Below are 17,015 nucleotides of genomic sequence, written 5' to 3' on the forward strand. Positions count from 1 at the left end.
GAGAACTGGAGCTCCGGGTGGAACTCGTCGCCGAACTTGTAGCCGGGGCCACCGCGGCCGGTGCCGGTCGGGTCGCCGCCCTGCAGCATGAAGCCGTCGATGACGCGGTGGAAGATCGACCCGTCGTAGAACGGGCCCGCGTTCGTGCCCTGCGCGTTGGGCTGGGTGTACTCCTTGCTGCCCTCGGCGAGCCCGACGAAGTTCGCGACCGTCTTCGGCGCGTGGTCGGGGAACAGGTTCAGGTTGATGTCACCCTGGTTGGTGTGCAGAGTGGCCTTCAGTGCGCCACCAATGAGGGATCCCTTGCTTTCAGTCACGAGCTTCATCGTGCCATCTGCGGCAAGATCTGGGGAAAAGGGGCACGATAGGTTACAAGCAACGAAGCAGAATCAAAACGATTGATGAGGTGAAGGCCATGACCCGGGCCGCAGATTCGGTGAGCGAGTCGGCGAAGGCCGGCGCGCTCGGCCTGCGCAAACGTGCTGTCGAGGCGGGTAAGGAAGCCACCGCCCACGCCGTCGAGGTAGCCGAGCAGAAGCTCTCCGAGAGCGCCGGTGAGATCGCTAAGACCAGCCGTCGCGCGCGCAAGAAGCTCGCGAAGAAGACGGAACTGACCCGCAAGGAGCTCAAGCGCAGCTCGAAGGCGGCTCGCAAGGAGGCGCTGGCCAGGATTTCCGAGATGCGGAAGCCGGGCCGCAAGGCCCGCAAGGCCGCCATCCAGGCCGCGAAGTCCGCCGGCGAGTCCAAGCGCCGGGGCAAGAAGGACTTCAAGGCGGCGAAGAAGGACTTCAAGGCCGCGCTCGTCGAGGCGAAGGCCGCCGCCAAGGGGACGCGCAAGCGTCGCCGCTGGCCGTGGGTGATCGGCATCGCCGTCGTCGGTGCCGGTGCCGCCTACGCCCTGCGTTCCAAGCAGGAGCCGCCGGTCGCGCCCGCGCCGCCGAAGGCTCCGCCCGCTCCTCCCGCCAAGCCCGCCGCTCCGGCCGCGGCCGCGCCGAAGCCCGCTCCCGCGAAGCCCGCCGCTTCCGGTCCGGCTCCGGCGAAGCCCGCGGCCCCGAAGAACGGGCACCAGGCTTCGAACGCGGGCTCCGCCGACAAGAAGAACTGAGAGCTACGCCTTACCCTCTTCTTCTGCTTGGCGAAGGGCCGTCCAGGGCCGCCGCGCACCCGGCCCCTGGACGGCCCTTTCACGTCCCCGTGCCGAAGATCGACTAAGTACAGACGAAGACCGTTTGGTGCCAAAGACCGACGCGCCCCACGACAGCACCGGCGGACTCGTCTCGCCGAAAGCGCGCCAGCGCGACGGCGAGACTTCACCGATCGCGCCCTCTTTCGGGCCGAAGGCCCACGTAAACGCGATGAAGGGGCGCCCTCCACTCCCAACAGGATGTTGAAAGCGGACCGGGCGCCCCTTCGGCGCGCTTTACGTCAGCGCGATCAAGATCAGACAGCGCTAGCGTGCTTGTCGATCAGCTGGCCGAGGCGGGGCAGGGCCTCCTCGACGTTCTTCTTGCCGTTCGGGCGCAGCTTCGAGTAGACCTTCTTGATGCTGTCGCGGCTGCTCTTCTCGGCGCGCGAGTCGGTGACCGACAGGAGCGCGTCCGAAGCCTCGTCGCTACGGCCGACCAGGTAGGCGCCGAAGTCGTTGCCGCCCTTGGCCTTGTAGTCACCGTAGAACGGCTCGAGGGCGACGGTGAAGTCGTCGAGCAGGGTGTCGACGGCGGCGGGGATGATGCCCGGCTTGATCTTCTTGACGGCGGCGAAGCCGGTCTTCACGACGGCACCCGAAACGCCGCCCTTGTCCGAAACCTCGGCGTCGACGAGGCCTTCGAAGTCGCTCACGACCGCCGGGCGACGGCTGGAGTCGAGCAAGATTTCCTTGAGGGTGTCAGCCACGAAACCTGTCCTTTTGTCTTATGGGGAGAAATGATCTTTTGTGCCGCCGAGCCACACCGCAAGGCGGCCTCCGCCGGATCTGGCGTTGCGCTGGTCCCGCGAACCGTCGCGCGTGCGGCACAGGGTAGTACAAGATCAACTTCACTCTGACGTGTGGATACCACTACCTAGAGCTTCAGCTCACCGATAGCCTCCTTCGCCACCGTGCGTGCCTTGATGCTCTGCTTCTGGTTGGTGGTCACGACTACCGCGTTCCCGCCCTTCGCGACGGCGTAAACCGCGCCTTCCCCGGAGGGCTGGTAGCCGCCCTTCCAGCCGGCCGGTTCGTCGGCGGGGTTGGAGGTGTCGATGGGGGCCGCCTGATCCACCAGTGCCTTGGCCACCGCGGGTTCTCCGACGTACACGCGCACGGTGAGCTGCAGTTTTCCGCTGAGCGCGTAGAAGAAACAGGCCGGATGCGGCTGGTCGGCCGAAGTCTTGACCTTGGAGACCTTCTGCCCGTTGGCGTCCGAAACGAACTCGTTGCCCAGGTACGGGCACGGGCCCTTGCCGGTGGGTTCCGGGGCGGGCGGGAGGCTGGGCGCCGGGGTGTTCGACGGCGCGGGCGAACTCGCCGCGGGCGGCGGCTGTTCCGTCGGCCCGCAGGCCGCCAGCAGCGGCACGACGAGCGGCAAGATCAGAAGACGTCGCATAGTGGCGTCCAGTGAAGCAGATCGCCGTTCGTGCGACGATGGCCGTGCGCGAGGAGTCTTCGGGAGGCGTCAGTGCTCAGCAAGGAGCAGTACCTGGGTGCGGTGGCAGAGCGTATCCAGCGCAGCGGGGGCAGGCTGAACACCGTCCAGATCGGTCCGAGCGCGGCCGTGGTGGGCCTGTTCACCGAATCCGTGATGATGTCGACGATGAACTACTGCGTGGTCGCCGCCGCGATCCCTGAGGTGACCGCGCCCGCGTTGTACGACTTCACCGGGCTGGCGACGCAGCACGCGCGCGCGAACGTGATGGGCACGGTCGGCTGGACGGCCGCTTCGGTGGTCATCGCCGGGCTGATCGGTGACCGTGTCCACCCGGACGCCGCGCAGGCCGCGTCGGCGAAGTCCGGCAACCAGTTCGGCGGCGAGACGCGCATGGTGGCCGTCGACGTTTCGGCGGCGCAGATGTACGCGTTCGTCGGCGGGAAGCTGTGGGGCGCGGCGGTCCAGGGTTCGGTCAACGCGAAGCTGACGTTCTGTTTCCCGCAGCCCGCCGAGGTTTATCAGCAGGTGCAGTGGGCGCAGTCGCAGGGCCAGCAGCCGCCGATGCCACCCGGACCGCCGATGCCGCCGCCCGGTCAGCAGCCGCCGCCCGGCTGGCAGCCGCAGCAGCCACCGCCACCGCCGTACCCGGTCGGGCCCCCGCCCGCGCAGGGTCCGCCGCCGGGGCAGCATCCGCCGCACTATCCGCCACCCGCGCCCGGCTATCCGCCGCAGCGTCCGCCGGGGTACTGATGGACCGCACGTTGCGTGGCTGGCCGTCGTTCCCCGGCGAACTTCCGGAGTTCGACACCGAGACCACACCGGCGACCCCGCGCGAGCTTTTCCTGGAATGGCTCAACGAAGCCGGGGAACACGTCCTCGCGCCCCACGCCGTCACTTTGTCCACAGTGGACGCGAACGGAGTACCGGACGCGCGGGTCGTGATCCTCAAGGACGTCGACGGGGACACCTGGGCGGTCGCGACGAGTTCCGAAAGCCCGAAAGGTGTGCAGCTGGCGAAGAATCCGTTCGCCGCGCTGACGTTCTTCTGGCCGGGACGCGGCCGTCAGGTCCGCCTGCGCGGTCCGGTCTCGCTCGCCGATCCCGACGTGTCCGCCGCCGATTTCACCGCGCGGCCGCCGGCGTCCCGGGTGGAGGCGTTCATCGGCAGGCAGTCCCAGGTGCTCGAGGATCCGGCCGACCTCGACCGCGCGGCCGCGGAAGCGGAGCGATGGGTCGAGGAGAATCCCGGCGTGGCACCTGAAACCTGGACCCGCTACCTGGTGACGCCGTCCGAAGTGGAGTTCTGGCAGGCGAGCCACGACCGGCGGCACCGGCGGCTCCGCTACCGGCGTGAGAACGGAACCTGGCACAAAGAACGCCTCTGGCCGTAAACGGTAACTGGGAACGACGATCGTCGGGTTGTCGTGGATGATTCACTTCGGCGACGGTGAACGCCCACCTTGTCCCCAGATCGTTCGGAGGCGAAATGTCCACACGCCGTCGCATCGGGGGCGCCTTGGCCGCCACAGGGCTCGCCCTGCTGGCCGTCACGACGCCCGTCGCGAGCGCCCAGACCGGCGACCCGGCGAGAGGGCTGTACTCGGTGGAGGGCGCGTCCACCCCCGGCAAGCGCACCGAGGTCGCCCGCACCGGAGTCGACGTCGCGGGCTCGCGCGGCGGCGCGCTGACCGTCGTCGCCACGCCGGGACAGGCCGCGGCCCTGCGCGCGAACGGGTTCGGCCTGAAGTCGCTCGGCGACTTCGACAGCATGCTCAAGCAGCGCAGTGGCCGGGTGGGTACCGCCGCCGTCGCGGGCGACTTCCCGCCGGGCGACGAGGCGTACCACACCTACGCCGAAACGACCGCTGAGCTGCAGAAGGCCGCGAAGGACCACAGCGACATCGCGACGCTGTCCAGCGTCGGCAAGTCCTACGAGGGCCGTGAGCTGAACCTGCTGAAGATCAGCGACAACGCGGGCACGGACGAGAACGAGCCCGAGGTCCTGTTCACCTGCAACCAGCACGCGCGCGAACACCTCACCACCGAGATGTGCCTGCGGATCGTGCAGCGCTTCACCAGCGGGTACGCGACCGACCCGGCCATCAAGAAGATGGTCGACGAGCACGAGATCTACGTGATCCCGAACGTCAACCCGGACGGCTCCGAGTACGACATCACCGGCGGCGAGTACCAGGGCTGGCGCAAGACGCGGAAACCGGTGCCGGGCAGCAGCGCGATCGGCACCGACCCGAACCGCAACTGGGACTACAAGTGGAACTGCTGCGGCGGGTCGAGCAACAGCCCGTCCGCCGAGGACTACCACGGCCCGTCGGCGTTCTCCGAGTCCGAGACCAAGGCGGTCGCGGAGTTCATGAACTCCCGCGTGGTCGGCGGCACCCAGCAGATCAAGACGCACATCGACTTCCACACGTTCTCGGAACTGGTGCTCTGGCCGTACGGCTACACGAAGGCCGAGACCGACACCGGCCTGAACGAGGAGGAAGCGAAGCGTTTCGCCGACGTCGGCAAGCAGATGGCCGCCACCAACGGCTACACGCCCGAGCAGTCCAGCGATCTGTACGTCACCGACGGCGACATCAACGACTGGGCGTGGGGCAAGCACAAGATCCTCAGCTACACCTTCGAGATGTACCCGAAGGACGGCGGGATCGACGGCTTCTACCCGCCAGCTTCGGTGATCCCGGAGCAGACCGCCCGCAACGACAAGGCCGTCGACATCCTGATCAACGAGGCGAAAGCCTGATCCGCTCAATTCCTGAGATCGGCCACTCGCGACGCCCGGCTCTTCGGCGAATCCAAGCCGAAGCTCCGGGCGTCGCCCGATTGTCGACGATCGCGTGACTCGGCGGATCCGCCTGCCCGCCCCGCGCAGCTTGCCGGTCGCCATGGCCCCGCGGTATGGGCATCCGGTGACACCCCGCAGCCTGGCACGATCGACAGGTGCGCAAGCGGTTCTCGGAAGGCTCCCCGATCGCGTCGACGGTGGTCACCGGCGACGACTTCGACGAACTCGAGCACACCTTCCAGGCGTTCCTCGCGCCGGACACGGTCAAGCTGCACACCCCCGCGCGCACCGGATTCTTCGACATCTCCCAGCTCAGCGGCCTCCGCGTGCCCGGGATCGACCCCCACGGCCTCTCGTTCTACGAGCTGACACTGGACTCCGACGTCGTCCTTCACGGAGAAGAGACCCCGGACGCCTACACCGTCGTCGTGACCCTTACCGGCCGCAGCCAGATCACGATCGACGGCGAGGTCATCCCGTCACGGCATGTCGTGACCGGCCCGGAAGCCCGGTTCCGGACCACGTTCGACCATCCCGACATCCTGCTGCTCCGGCTCGGCGAGCGGCTGGTGGCGGACACGATGCGCGAACGGCTCGGCGAGGCGCCGACGTCGCCGCTGCGGTTCGATCCGGTGATCGCCTCGAGCATGGACCAGTGGCTCACCCTGCTCCACACCTTCGGCGAGACCGCCGCGTCCGGGATGTTCGACCGGTCGCCGCTGGCCGCCGCGCATTTCGAGAAGCTGCTGCTGCACGGACTGCTCGACGCCCAGCCGCATTCGCGCTCCGGCGACCTCGACGAGGAACGGCCCCGGCCGAAGTCGACGGCGGTACGCCGCGCGATGACCTATTGCGAGGAGCGCGCCGCCGAACCGGTGTCGATCGGCGAACTGGCGACGGCCGCGCGGATCAGCGTGCGCGCGTTGCAGTCGGCGTTCCGCACGGAACTCGGGCTGACGCCGATGGAGTACCTGCGCCGCGTCCGGCTCGACCACGTGCACCAGGACCTGCTCGCGATCGCGCAAGGGCGCGCCGAAGGCAACGTCACCGACGTCGCGCTGCGATGGGGTTTCACGCATCTCGGCCGGTTTTCCGCTCTCTACCGCGACACCTACGGCAAACTCCCTTCGGAAACGGCACGCCTCACCGCCTGAAGGAGTCCGGATGCTGGTCGAACTGGCCATCGGCGACGCGTACGGAGGCTCCTTCGAGCACGCATATCCGAGCTTCGTCGCCGAGCACAACACGCTGACCGGTTACGTGCAGCATCACGGCCGGCTCGGTGTCCCGGCCGGTCGCTACACCGACGACACGCAGATGACGATCGCGATCGCCGAAGTGCTCGTCTCGGGACGGCGGTGGACGCCGCTGCTGCTCGCCGAACAGTTCGTGCGGGCGTATCACCGCGATCCGCACGACGGCTACGCGCCACGTTTCCATCAGCTGCTCAGCGAGGTCCGGGACGGCGAGGAGCTGCTGCGGCGGCTCCGGCCGCAGAGTGACAAGAGCGGCGCGGCCATGCGCGCCGGGCCGATCGGGATCCTGCCGACCGTCGACGATGTCCTCTACCACGCGAAACTGCAGGCCAGGATCACGCACGACACCCAGGCCGGGATCGCCGCGGCGCAGGCCTCCGCGCTGACCGTGCACTACTGCCACCATCGGCTCGGCCCGCTTTCCGAAATCGCGAGGTGGATCGACGCGATCCTTCCCGAGGACGTCGGGCACGGCGGCTGGGCGTTGCCGTGGCCGGGCAAGGTCGGACCGCAGGGCTGGATGAGTGTGCGCGCGGCGCTGACCACGCTCGCGACCGGCCGGAGCCTGAGCGGAATACTCCGGTCCGCCGTCGCGCTCACCGGTGACGTCGACACGGTCGCGACCATCGCGCTGGCCGCCGCGTCGCGCTCGCCCGAGGTGGCGCAGGATCTGCCGCCGGTGCTGTGGCGCGATCTGGAGAACGGCGAGTTCGGCCGCGACTATCTGGCGAAACTCGACGAACAAGTAATTAGGGTTGCCTAACCTCAATAAAGCCGGTGGAATGATCCCATGTATGTTCTGACGCCGGTTCGCGAGGCCGCCGACCATTTCGGGCTGGCGATCTCGACTCTGCACTACTGGGAGCGACGCGGGCTGATCACCGCCTCCCGCCGCTCAGGACAGCGGTGTTACGACGACGACCAGCTGTATCGCATCGCGCTGATCAAGCACTGGCGGCGGATCGGCGGGCTGGGCCTGTCCAAGATCACCGAGCTGCTCGCCGAACAGCACCGCTGGCGTGAGGTGGTGGTGGGTCAGCTCGCCGAGATCGAACAGGAGCGTGCGCGGCTCGACACCGCGCACGACTACCTGGTCGAGCTCCTCACCTGTCGCCGGGAGGACCGCCTGGAGGACTGCCCGTGGTTCCGTGACCGGGTCGACCTGCCCGCGCACGCGGCGGCGGGCTGAGTCCCGGCATCGCCACCGCCGCGACCACGGCCGCGGCCGCGAGACAGGCGGCGGAAGCGAGGAACGCGGCGGTGTAGCCGTGCACCAGCGCTTCTCCCGTCGGCCCGCCGGTCTGCCAGGTCGCGGTCACCGCCGTCACGAGAGCGGTCAACGCGGCGAGGCCGATCGCGCCGCTGGTCTGCCGGACCGTGTTCAGCAGACCGGCGGCCAGGCCGTTCTGCCGTTCCGGCACCCCGCTGGTGGCGGCCACGGTGATCGGGGTGAACGCCGCGGCGGTCCCGAACCCGAAGACGATTCCGGGCAGCAGCACGGACACGACGTAAGAGGCGTGCGGACCGGTCAGGGCGGCGACTCCGGCGAGGCCCACCGCGCCGATCGCGCAGCAAAGCGCCGTCGCACGCCGGGGTCCCAGCCGCACCGACAACCCGCCCGCCGTCTGCGCGCCGGCGAACATCGCCACGCCCACCGGCAGATACGCCAGTCCGGCACGCAGCGGCGAGTACCCGTGGACGTCCTGCAGGTACAGCGAAAGCAGGATCGGGCTGGCGAGGAAACCCAGCCCCAGCAGGAAGATCACCACGTTCCCGCTGCTGACCGAACGCAGCCGGAAGATCCCGAGCGCGACCAGCGGTTCGTCCGCCCACCGATGCTGGTGCACCAGGAAGACGCCGAGCAGGACGAGCCCGGCGAACAGCGGCAGCAGGACGGATCCGCTTCCCCAGCCATCGGCCGAGGAACGCATCACCGCGTAGACCACGCCGACGAGTCCCGCCGTCGACAGGATCGCGCCGAGCACGTCCAGCCTGCCGCGAGGGCGGCTTCGATCCCTCGGCGGCAGCACCGTGGCGGCGAGGACGGCCGCCACCCCGATCGGAACGCTGACGAAGAACACCCATCGCCAGCCCGCCCATTGGGTCAGCAGTCCGCCGATCACCGGGCCTGCCGCGGCAGCGGCGGCACCCATCGCGCTCCAGGTGCCCAAGGCCCGCGCACGGCGGGCGGGTTCGGTGAACGTCGTGGTCAGCAGAGACAACGTCACCGGCATCAGCAACGCGCCACCGAACCCTTGCACCGCCCGGGCGACGAGCAACGTTTCCGGCGAGCCCGCCAGCCCGGCGGCGAGCCGCGCGACGGTGAACAGACTCATCCCGAGCACGAACATCCGCCGCACCCCGAATTCGTCGCACAACCGGCCGCCCAGCAACAGGAAACCGGCGAAAGCGAGCGTGTACGCGTTCACCACCCAGGTCAGCGCGCCAGGCGAGAGGCCGAGACCGAACCGGATCGCGGGCAGGACGACGGAAACGATCGTCGCGTCGAGGATGACCACGAACGACCCCGCGCAGGCCAGCGCGAGCACGGCGCCTTCACCGGGACGACGGGTCATGCCGGTTCGCCGTTCGGCACCGGCGCGACGCCGCGATCCATCGGCACCGCGTACAGGGAATCCACTGTGGACAGCCAGCGCAATCGCGCCAGCGCTCGTTTGTCGGACTCTTCAGCCGGGAGTTCCGCCTTGGCCAGCAAGAGATCGATCAGTTCCGGAGTCATCGTGCCCCCTGGAGCGCGTCACCGGCACGCAGGACGGTCGCCTCGTCGAAAAGTCGCCCCGCGAGTTGCAGGGACAGCGGCAGACCGTCACCGGTTTTCCCGATGGGCACGGCGAGGACCGGATTCCCGACGCCGTTCCAATACGGCGTCTTGATCTTCTCGAAGACTTCCGCGTTCTGCTGCCCTTCCTCGTCCGCGACGTCGTCGAGCGGTGGAGCGCCGATCGACGCGACCGGACTCGCGATCACGTCGATGTCGTCGAAGAGACGCGCCAGCTCTTGCCGCACCACCTGCCGCACCCGTTGTGCCTGCACGTAATCGGCGCCGGACACCAGTGCCCCCGCCGCGAAGATCGCCCGCGCCGAAACGCCGAAGTCCGGCCACCTCGTGCTCAGCCCGGCTCGGTGATGGGCAAGGGCTTCGCAGCTCGCGGTGACCATCACCGCTGTGGTCAGCTCTTTCCGACAAGGCAGCGAGATCTCGACAAGCGTGGCCCCCAGGCCCTCCGCGAGGGACAGCGCTTCGTCGAAAACGCTCGCCAGCGCGGGATCGGCGTCTTCGGGGAGGTGGTTCTCACGGACGACGCCGATCCGCAGCCCCGCGAGGTCACCGGTGAACTCCGGTGCCACGAAAGGAACTTCGGCGATCACTTCCAGCAGTGCCGCGCAGTCACGCGCGGTACGGGCGAGCGGGCCGATCCGGTCGAGGGTGTGGGCGAGCGGCACGCAACCCACCCTCGAAACCCGTCCGTAGGTCGGCATCAGCCCGGTGACACCGCAGAAAGCGGCGGGCATCCGGATACTGCCGGCGGTGTCCGATCCGAGCCCGGCGAAGAACATCCCGGCGGCGATCCCGCTCGCCGTCCCCGAACTGGATCCGCCCGCCCAACGTTCGGTGTCCCAAGGATTCCGTGGAATCGGGAACGGCTTGGCGCGGTCCGGAACCCCGCAGCCGAACTCCATCGTCGAGGTCTTCCCGACGATGACCCCGCCCGCTTCCTTCACCCGCGTCGTCACCGCCGCGTCGATGCCCGGCCCCCAGTCGAGCACGACACTCTGCGCCGTCGTCGGCCCCTCCGCGACGGCGATGAGATCCTTGACGCCCAACGGGATTCCCTGCAGCGGCCCGCGATCCACCCCGGCCGCGAACTCCCGGTCCGCCCGCCGCGCCGACGCCAGCGCGTGATCCGGGAACCGGGTGATGTACACCCCGATTTCGTCGGCGGCGGCCAGCGCGCGTTCCGTCAATTCGACGCTGGTCACCTCTCCGCGACGCAACGCCCGCCCGGCTTCGAGCACCGAGCCCTCGTGTTCTCTCCGCACCACGACCCCTCCGGTCCGGCGGCGCCGATCTGACGCCGCCCGGACCAGGGTGCAAACTGAAGCGCGGTTGAGCACAAGGCCGTACTACCAGGAAGGGTTGTACCGCAGACCCTGCTCGTAGTACTGGTCGTCGGATTCCTCCGGCGCGGGCTGCTCGTCCTGGTCAGGCCCGGCCGGTTCCCCAGAACGGTCTTTGAGCACCACGTTCTCCGCGCCGGCGGGCGTCCGGGGCGACACGGACGGCGTCGGGGAAACCGTTTCGCCCGTGTCCTGGTACGAAGGCGTGAACCCGAGCCGCCACCGGAGCCGGTCCGTGATGTACCCGGCGTTGCCGATCGGCGCCATCAGCTCCGCACTGCGTTTCGCGGATCCTTGCTGTGCTTCCTGATAGGTCCGCATGACGGTGTCCGCGATCTCGGCGGGCGACATCCGCGACACTGCTTCACTCACTCTGAGCCGCGTCATCACGCCGTCGGTGTTGACCGAAACGGAAACGGCACCGTCCGGCGAGGACGCGTCCACCGACAGGGTGGCCAGCGCCTCGAGCATCGCTTGCCGGTCGTTACCCGGTTTCTTGGGTGCCGGTTTGTCAGCCACGATCCTCCGTCAGTCGACCGGTAGTGGCGACAGTTCCATCGGCGGTTCCTGGAACTTGCCGTCGTTCGAGATGTCGACGTTCTTGTCCCGTACCCGCTTTTCCGTTCCCTTGTCGGTGTTTTCGGTTTCGAAGTTGCCGGGGTCGAAGGTCTCGCCAGGGCTGACGTCCGGCGGTTCGGGGATGATCGGCAGGTTGTTGATCTCGACGTTGATCTTCGAGATCAGCGACTCCGTCGCGCGGAACATGCCTTCACGGATGTTGACCACGCCGTCGTGGAAGCTGTTGTAGATGGTTTCGGGGCTGTCCCCGACGATCGAAGCGTTCTCGGAGACCAGGGTGGAGAGCCCGGCACCGGCCGCGGCACCGGCGACCTGGACCCCGTTCGCGGTGGTGAAGAAGGTCGCCGCGGTGAGGGCGGCGCCGGCCGGCGGAACGGCCGCCACGAGCAAGGCCGCGACAGCGCCGGCGAAACCCGCCGCCAACGCCTTCGTCAAGGCGGATTCGTCTTGGCGTTCCTGGTCGTCCTGGTACTTTTCCGCGGCGGTCAGGAAGGACGCGGCGAGATTGCTCAGGTCCGCCCGTGCGGTCGCGATGGCGTCCCGCGCGGCCACGATGTCGGCTTCCAGCACGGTGAGTTTGGTGCCCACGCGGGAGTAGGTGTTCACCAGACCCTGGATGTAGCTCTTGGCGCTCTCGGCGCCTTCACCGCGCCACTTGAGAAGCAGGACCAGGGACCGGTCGAGCGGCGCTTTCGTGTCCTGGAAAGCGTTCCAGAGACGTTCGTAGGCCTCGATCATGGTCTGCAGGCTGTTCTCGCCGACGAGCTCCGCCTCGGAGAACTCGAGGAAGAAGTCGCGGACCTGTTCCTTTCGGCCGCCGCTCAAGTCCACGTCGCTGCCGAGGAGCCAGTCGTGGAAAAGGAGGTCCACCGCCGTGAAGGCCTTTTCGGCGCCCGCGGTGAGATCGTGGGAGATCCCCTCGAGGAGTTCGCTGTTGTCGCCGACTCCGGCGGTGGTCTCCGCGTCCAGTGCGTTGAAGTACCCGTCCACGCCGCTACCCCTGTTCCCCGTACGCCGCGCGGTTCACTCGCTGCTTGTTGTCCTCTTCGACGGATTCGTACAGTTCGGCGACCCGCGCCAATGCCTGCGAGGTGTCCTGCGTGCTGCGGAGCAGCTGCGCGAGCATCTTCTCGACGGCCTGGCGGTGTTCCTCGTAAGCCGCCGAAACCCCGCGCATGCCCAGGGACTTCCCGAACGCGGTGTTCGGCGCGAAAAGACCGGGGAGAAGGCCTCCCGTGACCGGGTCGGGAGCGGGTACGTCCTGCCCTCGCACACCGGTATGGGCGGTACTGACTATGTCCGCGGCCTTCCGCAGTTCCTTGCTCGACAACCTGAGATCGTCGAGGTCGGTTTCGAAACTGACCATGTTCACCTCGCTGTCCGGATTCCACCCCATGTAAGCAGCGTTGACTTGGCTGAGCGCACGACTTTGTCATCCACGTACGGTGACGAACGTCACCACAGCCCCGACCTCTCGACGCGGAGCCTGACCGCTCAACGCGACCAAACGTGGGGGTCCGGGGGCGGAGCCCGCCGGGCGGGGTTCGGGGGTTGCACCCCCGATGTGATCGCGGAACGCAAAAGGCCCGTGCCCTCCGCGGGCACGGGCCTTCTATGCGTGGAGCTGAGGGGAATCGAACCCCTGACCCCTGCCTTGCAAAGGCAGTGCTCTACCAATTGAGCTACAGCCCCGGATCGCAGGCGATCATGATAACCGCCCGCGCCGAATCAGTTGTTGCGGGACGCGTCCGCGGCCTTGGCCGGGGCGCTTCCGTTCGCGGAAACGGATCCCAGCGGACGCTCGGTGGGAGCGGTGGCCTCACGCCAGAGGTCGGCCTCGGCCTTGGCGGCCTTGTTGCGCTTGATCACGAACAGCACGCCGCCCGCGATGACCGCGAGTGCCAACAGCTTCTTCATCAGAAGCCCCCTCTTTCCGCCGAGTTGCTCCGCTTACCCACCGATGCTACTGCACGCCCGAGGTTCCACGTGGAACACCCATGACGAACCCCTGCCGGGAAGAGAAGTCCGGCAGGGGTTCGTCCTTGGAACGCCTGCAAGCCCGACACTCTTCCCACGGCTCTTCCCCACGGCAATGGGCCCGCCAGGGCCCGAGCCGAGCCGGGGGTCCAGGGGAGCGGAGCCTACCTGGCGGGGGCTTGGGGGTCCGACCCCCAAAACGAAAAACACCCGATCCGGGTTCGCGCTTTCCGCGAACACAGACCGGGCAATTGGGTGGGCCCACCAGGACTTGAACCTGGGACCTCTTCGTTATCAGCGAAGCGCTCTAACCGCCTGAGCTATGGGCCCGAACGAGGAGAAGATTACAGGACGTCTTTCGACGCCCTGCAACCGGGTCACTCTCGTTCGGAAAGGGTCACTTCCAGGCCTCCGGCGAGGTCGGCGGAGACGTTGTAGATGAAGGCGCTGACGGTGGCGAGGGCCGAGATCAGCACGATGTTGATGGCGCCGAGGATGGCCGCGATCCCGAAGACGCGGCCGGCGCTGATCAACGGGTCGGCCGGCGCGTCGGCACCTTCGCCGCCGACGAGCGACGAGTAGGTCCCGTTGAGTTTGTCCCAGACGCCCATGCCGTCGAGGACCGTGTACAGGACGCCGACGGCGACGAGCCACACGAAGAACAGCGCGACGCCGAGGACGAGGGACAGTTTCAGCACCGACCAGGGGTCGAAGCGTTTGATCTGCAGGCTGGCGCGACGCGGTCCACGGCCGGGGCGGCGGAGCGCGGTGGGGGCGGCACGGGTGCGGGAGGCCGACGGGATGGCGGAGGGGGCGGGGTCGCCCTCTCCGCTGTCGCCGAAGAGCCTCTTCGCGGCGGTGCCGCTGACCCCGTGGTAGTCGGTCACGGTTGTCGCGTCCCGCTTCGGGTCCGAGTGGGCCACGTCTTCGGTGGCGACCGAAGACACCGAGACCGTCTGCTCGCTGGAGCCTTCGGGGTCCCCGGCGCCGCTGTCGCGCTGCCAGGGCGGGCTCGACGAGCCCGCCTTCGCACCGCCTGCTTCGGGCTTCTCGGATGGTGTCACGAGGTGTCAGTCCTTACCCAGTACGTGGGGCGTCGTCTACTGCTCCGACGCCGGGGCTTCTTCTCCTTCAGTACTACCTGCAGTGGCGACGTCTGAGGGCTCGTCCGCGTTGCGTGCGACCGCGAGAAGAGTGGTTCCTTCGTCGAGATTCATCAGCCGCACTCCCTTCGTCTGCCTGCCTGCCTTGCGCACCTGTCCGGCCGAAGTGCGGATCACCCCGCCGCTGGAGGTGATCGCGTAGAGCTCGTCTTCGGCGTCGACGATGACCGCGCCCACCAGCCTGCCACGTTTCTGGTCGTACTGAATGGTGAGCACCCCCTTGCCGCCGCGGCCCTGGACCGGGTAGTCCTCGGTCGGGGTGCGCTTGGCGTAGCCGCCGCCGGTGGCGACGAGGAGGAATTTGTCCGGCTGGACGACGTTGATGCCGAGCAGTTCGTCGCCGTCGTTGAACCGCATGCCCAGCACACCGGACGTCGCGCGGCCCATCGGGCGCAGGGCTTCGTCGGTGGCGTGGAAGCGGATCGACTGGCCTTCCGCGGAAACGAGGAGCAGATCGTCGTCGGCGGCCGCGAGGACCGCGCCGACCAGTTCGTCCCCTTCACGCAGGTTGACGGCGATGAGGCCACCGGCGCGGTTGGAGTCGAAGTCGGTGAGCTTGGTCTTCTTCACCAGGCCGCGGCGGGTCGCGAGCACGAGGTACGGGGCGACCTCGTAGTTCGGGATCTCGATGACCTGGGCGATCTGCTCGTCGGGCTGGAACGCGAGCAGGTTCGCGACGTGCTGGCCGCGCGCGTTGCGGTTGGCCTCGGGCAGGTCGTAGGCCTTGGCCCGGTAGACGCGGCCCTTGTTCGTGAAGAACAGGATCCAGTCGTGCGTCGAGCAGACGAAGAAGTGCTGGACGATGTCGTCCTGTTTGAGGGTCGCGCCCTGGACGCCCTTGCCGCCGCGCTTCTGCGATCGGTACAGATCGGTTTTCGTTCGCTTGGCGTAACCCGTGCGGGTGATGGTGACGACGACGTCTTCGACGGCGATGAGGTCTTCGACCGAGACCTCGCCGTCGAACGGGATGATCTTGGTGCGCCGGTCGTCGCCGTACTTGTCGACGATCTCCTGCAGTTCCTCGGCGATGATCGAACGCTGTCGCTCGGGCTTGGAGAGGATGTCCTTGAGGTCGGCGATCTCGAGTTCGATCTCGGCCAGGGTGTCGATGATCCGCTGCCGCTCCAGTGCCGCGAGGCGGCGGAGCTGCATGTCGAGGATCGCGGTCGCCTGGATCTCGTCGACGTCGAGCAGGCTCATCAGGGCGGGCCGGGCCTCTTCGGCCGAGGGCGAGCGCCGGATGAGGGCGATGACCTCGTCGAGCATGTCCAGCGCCTTGACCAGACCGCGCAGGATGTGGGCGCGTTCCTCGGCCTTGCGCAACCGGAACCGGGTCCGGCGGACGATGACGTCGATCTGGTGCTTCACGTAGTGCCGGATCATCTGGTCCAGGCGCAGCGTGCGGGGCACGCCGTCGACCAGTGCCAGCATGTTCACACCGAAGTTCTGCTGCAGCTGGGTGTGCTTGTACAGGTTGTTCAGCACGACCTTGGCGACCGCGTCACGTTTGATCGTGACGACGATCCGCATCCCGCTGCGGCTGTTGGACTCGTCGGCGATGTCGGAGATGCCGGTGAGCTTGCCGTCGCGGACCAGGTTCGCGATGTTCTCGACCAGGTTGTCCGGGTTGACCTGGTACGGCAGCTCGGACACGACCAGGATCGTGCGACCCTTGGCGTCCTCTTCGACCTCGACGACCGCGCGCATGCGCACGGAGCCGCGGCCGGTGCGGTACGCGTCCTCGATCCCGGAGTTGCCGAGGATCATCGCCCTGGTCGGGAAGTCCGGACCCTTGATCCGGACCAGCAGCGCGGCGAGCAGCTCGTCGTCGCTGGCCTCGAAGTTCTCCAGCGCCCATTTGACGCCGTCGGCGACCTCGCGCAGGTTGTGCGGCGGGATGTTCGTCGCCATGCCGACCGCGATCCCGGAACCACCGTTGACCAGCAGGTTCGGGAACCGCGACGGCAGGACGTCGGGCTCCTGGGTGCGGCCGTCGTAGTTGTCGGAGAAGTCGACGGTCTCTTCTTCGATGTCCTGCAGCATGTGCATCGCGAGATGCGCCAGCCGGGACTCGGTGTACCGCATGGCGGCGGCGGGGTCGTTGCCCGACGAACCGAAGTTGCCCTGACCGTCGATCAGCGGGTACCGCAGCGACCACGGCTGCGCGAGCCGCACCAGCGCGTCGTAGATCGCGGAGTCACCGTGCGGGTGGTAGTTGCCCATCACGTCGCCGACGACGCGGGAGCACTTGTTGTACCCGCGGTCGGGGCGGAAGCCGGAGTCGAACATCGAGTACAGCACGCGGCGGTGCACCGGCTTGAGGCCGTCCCGCACGTCCGGCAGCGCCCGCGACACGATGACGCTCATCGCGTAGTCGATGTAGGAGCGCTGCATCTCCTGCTGGATGTCGACCGGTTCGATCCGGTCGTGGTCCGGAGCCGGCGGCAAGGTTTCCGTCATGAGGTCC

General features: G+C 68.0%; 19 protein-coding genes and 2 tRNA genes. 7 read left to right on the forward strand and 14 right to left on the reverse strand.

Annotated elements, in window-relative coordinates; genetic code table 11:
- Positions 1 to 326 (reverse strand): peptidylprolyl isomerase (locus H074_RS21740; RefSeq protein ID WP_007032215.1); only part of this gene is annotated, 326 nt, incomplete at its 3' end.
- Positions 327 to 415: 89 nt separating this feature from the next.
- Between H074_RS21740 and H074_RS21745 the strand changes: the two genes are divergently transcribed.
- Positions 416 to 1,105 carry a hypothetical protein gene (locus H074_RS21745; RefSeq protein WP_051071983.1) on the forward strand — a complete coding sequence of 230 codons (690 nt, stop codon included), beginning with the start codon at positions 416 to 418 and terminating at the stop codon, positions 1,103 to 1,105.
- A 335-nt stretch (positions 1,106 to 1,440) separates the two neighbouring features.
- On the opposite strand, the gene H074_RS21750 is transcribed toward H074_RS21745, so the two are convergent.
- Together H074_RS21750 and H074_RS21755 are read right to left on the reverse strand one after the other, a co-directional pair.
- Positions 1,441 to 1,893 carry a DUF6918 family protein gene (locus H074_RS21750; RefSeq protein WP_007032217.1) on the reverse strand — a complete coding sequence of 151 codons (453 nt, stop codon included), beginning with the start codon at positions 1,891 to 1,893 and terminating at the stop codon, positions 1,441 to 1,443.
- A 167-nt stretch (positions 1,894 to 2,060) separates the two neighbouring features.
- Complete coding sequence (locus tag H074_RS21755) at positions 2,061 to 2,585, reverse strand: DUF2020 domain-containing protein (protein WP_007032218.1); 525 nt, start codon at positions 2,583 to 2,585, stop codon at positions 2,061 to 2,063.
- 72 nt (positions 2,586 to 2,657) lie between these two features.
- Between H074_RS21755 and H074_RS21760 the strand changes: the two genes are divergently transcribed.
- From H074_RS21760 to H074_RS21785, 6 genes are all read left to right on the forward strand, one after another.
- On the forward strand, positions 2,658 to 3,377 hold the full coding sequence (locus tag H074_RS21760) for a hypothetical protein (protein WP_007032219.1): 720 nt from the start codon (positions 2,658 to 2,660) through the stop codon (positions 3,375 to 3,377).
- Positions 3,377 to 4,018 carry a pyridoxine/pyridoxamine 5'-phosphate oxidase gene (locus H074_RS21765; protein ID WP_007032220.1) on the forward strand — a complete coding sequence of 214 codons (642 nt, stop codon included), beginning with the start codon at positions 3,377 to 3,379 and terminating at the stop codon, positions 4,016 to 4,018. The genes H074_RS21760 and H074_RS21765 overlap by 1 nt, the downstream gene beginning before the upstream one ends.
- 95 nt (positions 4,019 to 4,113) lie before the next feature.
- Positions 4,114 to 5,391, forward strand: a complete 1,278-nt coding sequence (locus tag H074_RS21770; protein WP_007032221.1) for a M14 family metallopeptidase — start codon at positions 4,114 to 4,116, stop codon at positions 5,389 to 5,391.
- Positions 5,392 to 5,588: 197 nt separating this feature from the next.
- Positions 5,589 to 6,587 (forward strand): helix-turn-helix transcriptional regulator, encoded by a 999-nt coding sequence (locus tag H074_RS21775; RefSeq protein WP_007032222.1) that lies wholly within the window; start codon positions 5,589 to 5,591, stop codon positions 6,585 to 6,587.
- Positions 6,588 to 6,597: 10 nt separating this feature from the next.
- Entirely contained in the window at positions 6,598 to 7,452 is an 855-nt protein-coding gene (locus H074_RS21780) for an ADP-ribosylglycohydrolase family protein (RefSeq protein WP_007032223.1), read from the forward strand.
- Positions 7,453 to 7,479: 27 nt separating this feature from the next.
- Entirely contained in the window at positions 7,480 to 7,878 is a 399-nt protein-coding gene (locus H074_RS21785) for a helix-turn-helix domain-containing protein (RefSeq protein ID WP_007032224.1), read from the forward strand.
- Here the strand turns inward: H074_RS21785 and H074_RS21790 are convergent.
- From H074_RS21790 to gyrA, 11 genes are all read right to left on the reverse strand, one after another.
- A complete protein-coding gene (locus tag H074_RS21790) occupies positions 7,793 to 9,265 on the reverse strand; it encodes a DHA2 family efflux MFS transporter permease subunit (protein ID WP_007032225.1) in 1,473 nt (490 codons plus the stop codon). The genes H074_RS21785 and H074_RS21790 overlap by 86 nt on opposite strands.
- Positions 9,262 to 9,429 carry a hypothetical protein gene (locus tag H074_RS41075; RefSeq protein ID WP_167333178.1) on the reverse strand — a complete coding sequence of 56 codons (168 nt, stop codon included), beginning with the start codon at positions 9,427 to 9,429 and terminating at the stop codon, positions 9,262 to 9,264. Before H074_RS41075 ends, H074_RS21790 begins: the two co-directional genes overlap by 4 nt.
- Positions 9,426 to 10,754, reverse strand: a complete 1,329-nt coding sequence (locus H074_RS21795) for an amidase (protein WP_051071979.1) — start codon at positions 10,752 to 10,754, stop codon at positions 9,426 to 9,428. Before H074_RS21795 ends, H074_RS41075 begins: the two co-directional genes overlap by 4 nt.
- Before the next feature lie 81 nt (positions 10,755 to 10,835).
- Entirely contained in the window at positions 10,836 to 11,348 is a 513-nt protein-coding gene (locus H074_RS21800) for a YbaB/EbfC family nucleoid-associated protein (protein ID WP_039923116.1), read from the reverse strand.
- Between the two features lie 9 nt (positions 11,349 to 11,357).
- Positions 11,358 to 12,398 (reverse strand): hypothetical protein, encoded by a 1,041-nt coding sequence (locus H074_RS21805; protein ID WP_007032228.1) that lies wholly within the window; start codon positions 12,396 to 12,398, stop codon positions 11,358 to 11,360.
- A gap of 4 nt (positions 12,399 to 12,402) precedes the next feature.
- Positions 12,403 to 12,804 (reverse strand): hypothetical protein, encoded by a 402-nt coding sequence (locus tag H074_RS21810; protein WP_007032229.1) that lies wholly within the window; start codon positions 12,802 to 12,804, stop codon positions 12,403 to 12,405.
- 223 nt (positions 12,805 to 13,027) lie between these two features.
- Positions 13,028 to 13,100, reverse strand: a tRNA-Ala gene (locus H074_RS21815).
- 36 nt (positions 13,101 to 13,136) lie between these two features.
- Positions 13,137 to 13,325 carry a DLW-39 family protein gene (locus H074_RS21820; protein WP_007032230.1) on the reverse strand — a complete coding sequence of 63 codons (189 nt, stop codon included), beginning with the start codon at positions 13,323 to 13,325 and terminating at the stop codon, positions 13,137 to 13,139.
- 316 nt (positions 13,326 to 13,641) lie between these two features.
- A tRNA-Ile gene (locus tag H074_RS21825) sits at positions 13,642 to 13,715 on the reverse strand.
- A 47-nt stretch (positions 13,716 to 13,762) separates the two neighbouring features.
- Positions 13,763 to 14,449 (reverse strand): DUF3566 domain-containing protein, encoded by a 687-nt coding sequence (locus tag H074_RS21830; protein WP_007032231.1) that lies wholly within the window; start codon positions 14,447 to 14,449, stop codon positions 13,763 to 13,765.
- A 36-nt stretch (positions 14,450 to 14,485) separates the two neighbouring features.
- Complete coding sequence (gene gyrA / locus H074_RS21835; protein ID WP_007032232.1) at positions 14,486 to 17,008, reverse strand: DNA gyrase subunit A; 2,523 nt, start codon at positions 17,006 to 17,008, stop codon at positions 14,486 to 14,488.
- Between the last annotated feature and the right edge of the window lie 7 nt (positions 17,009 to 17,015).

Source organism: Amycolatopsis decaplanina DSM 44594 (assembly GCF_000342005.1).
GTDB lineage: Bacteria > Actinomycetota > Actinomycetes > Mycobacteriales > Pseudonocardiaceae > Amycolatopsis > Amycolatopsis decaplanina.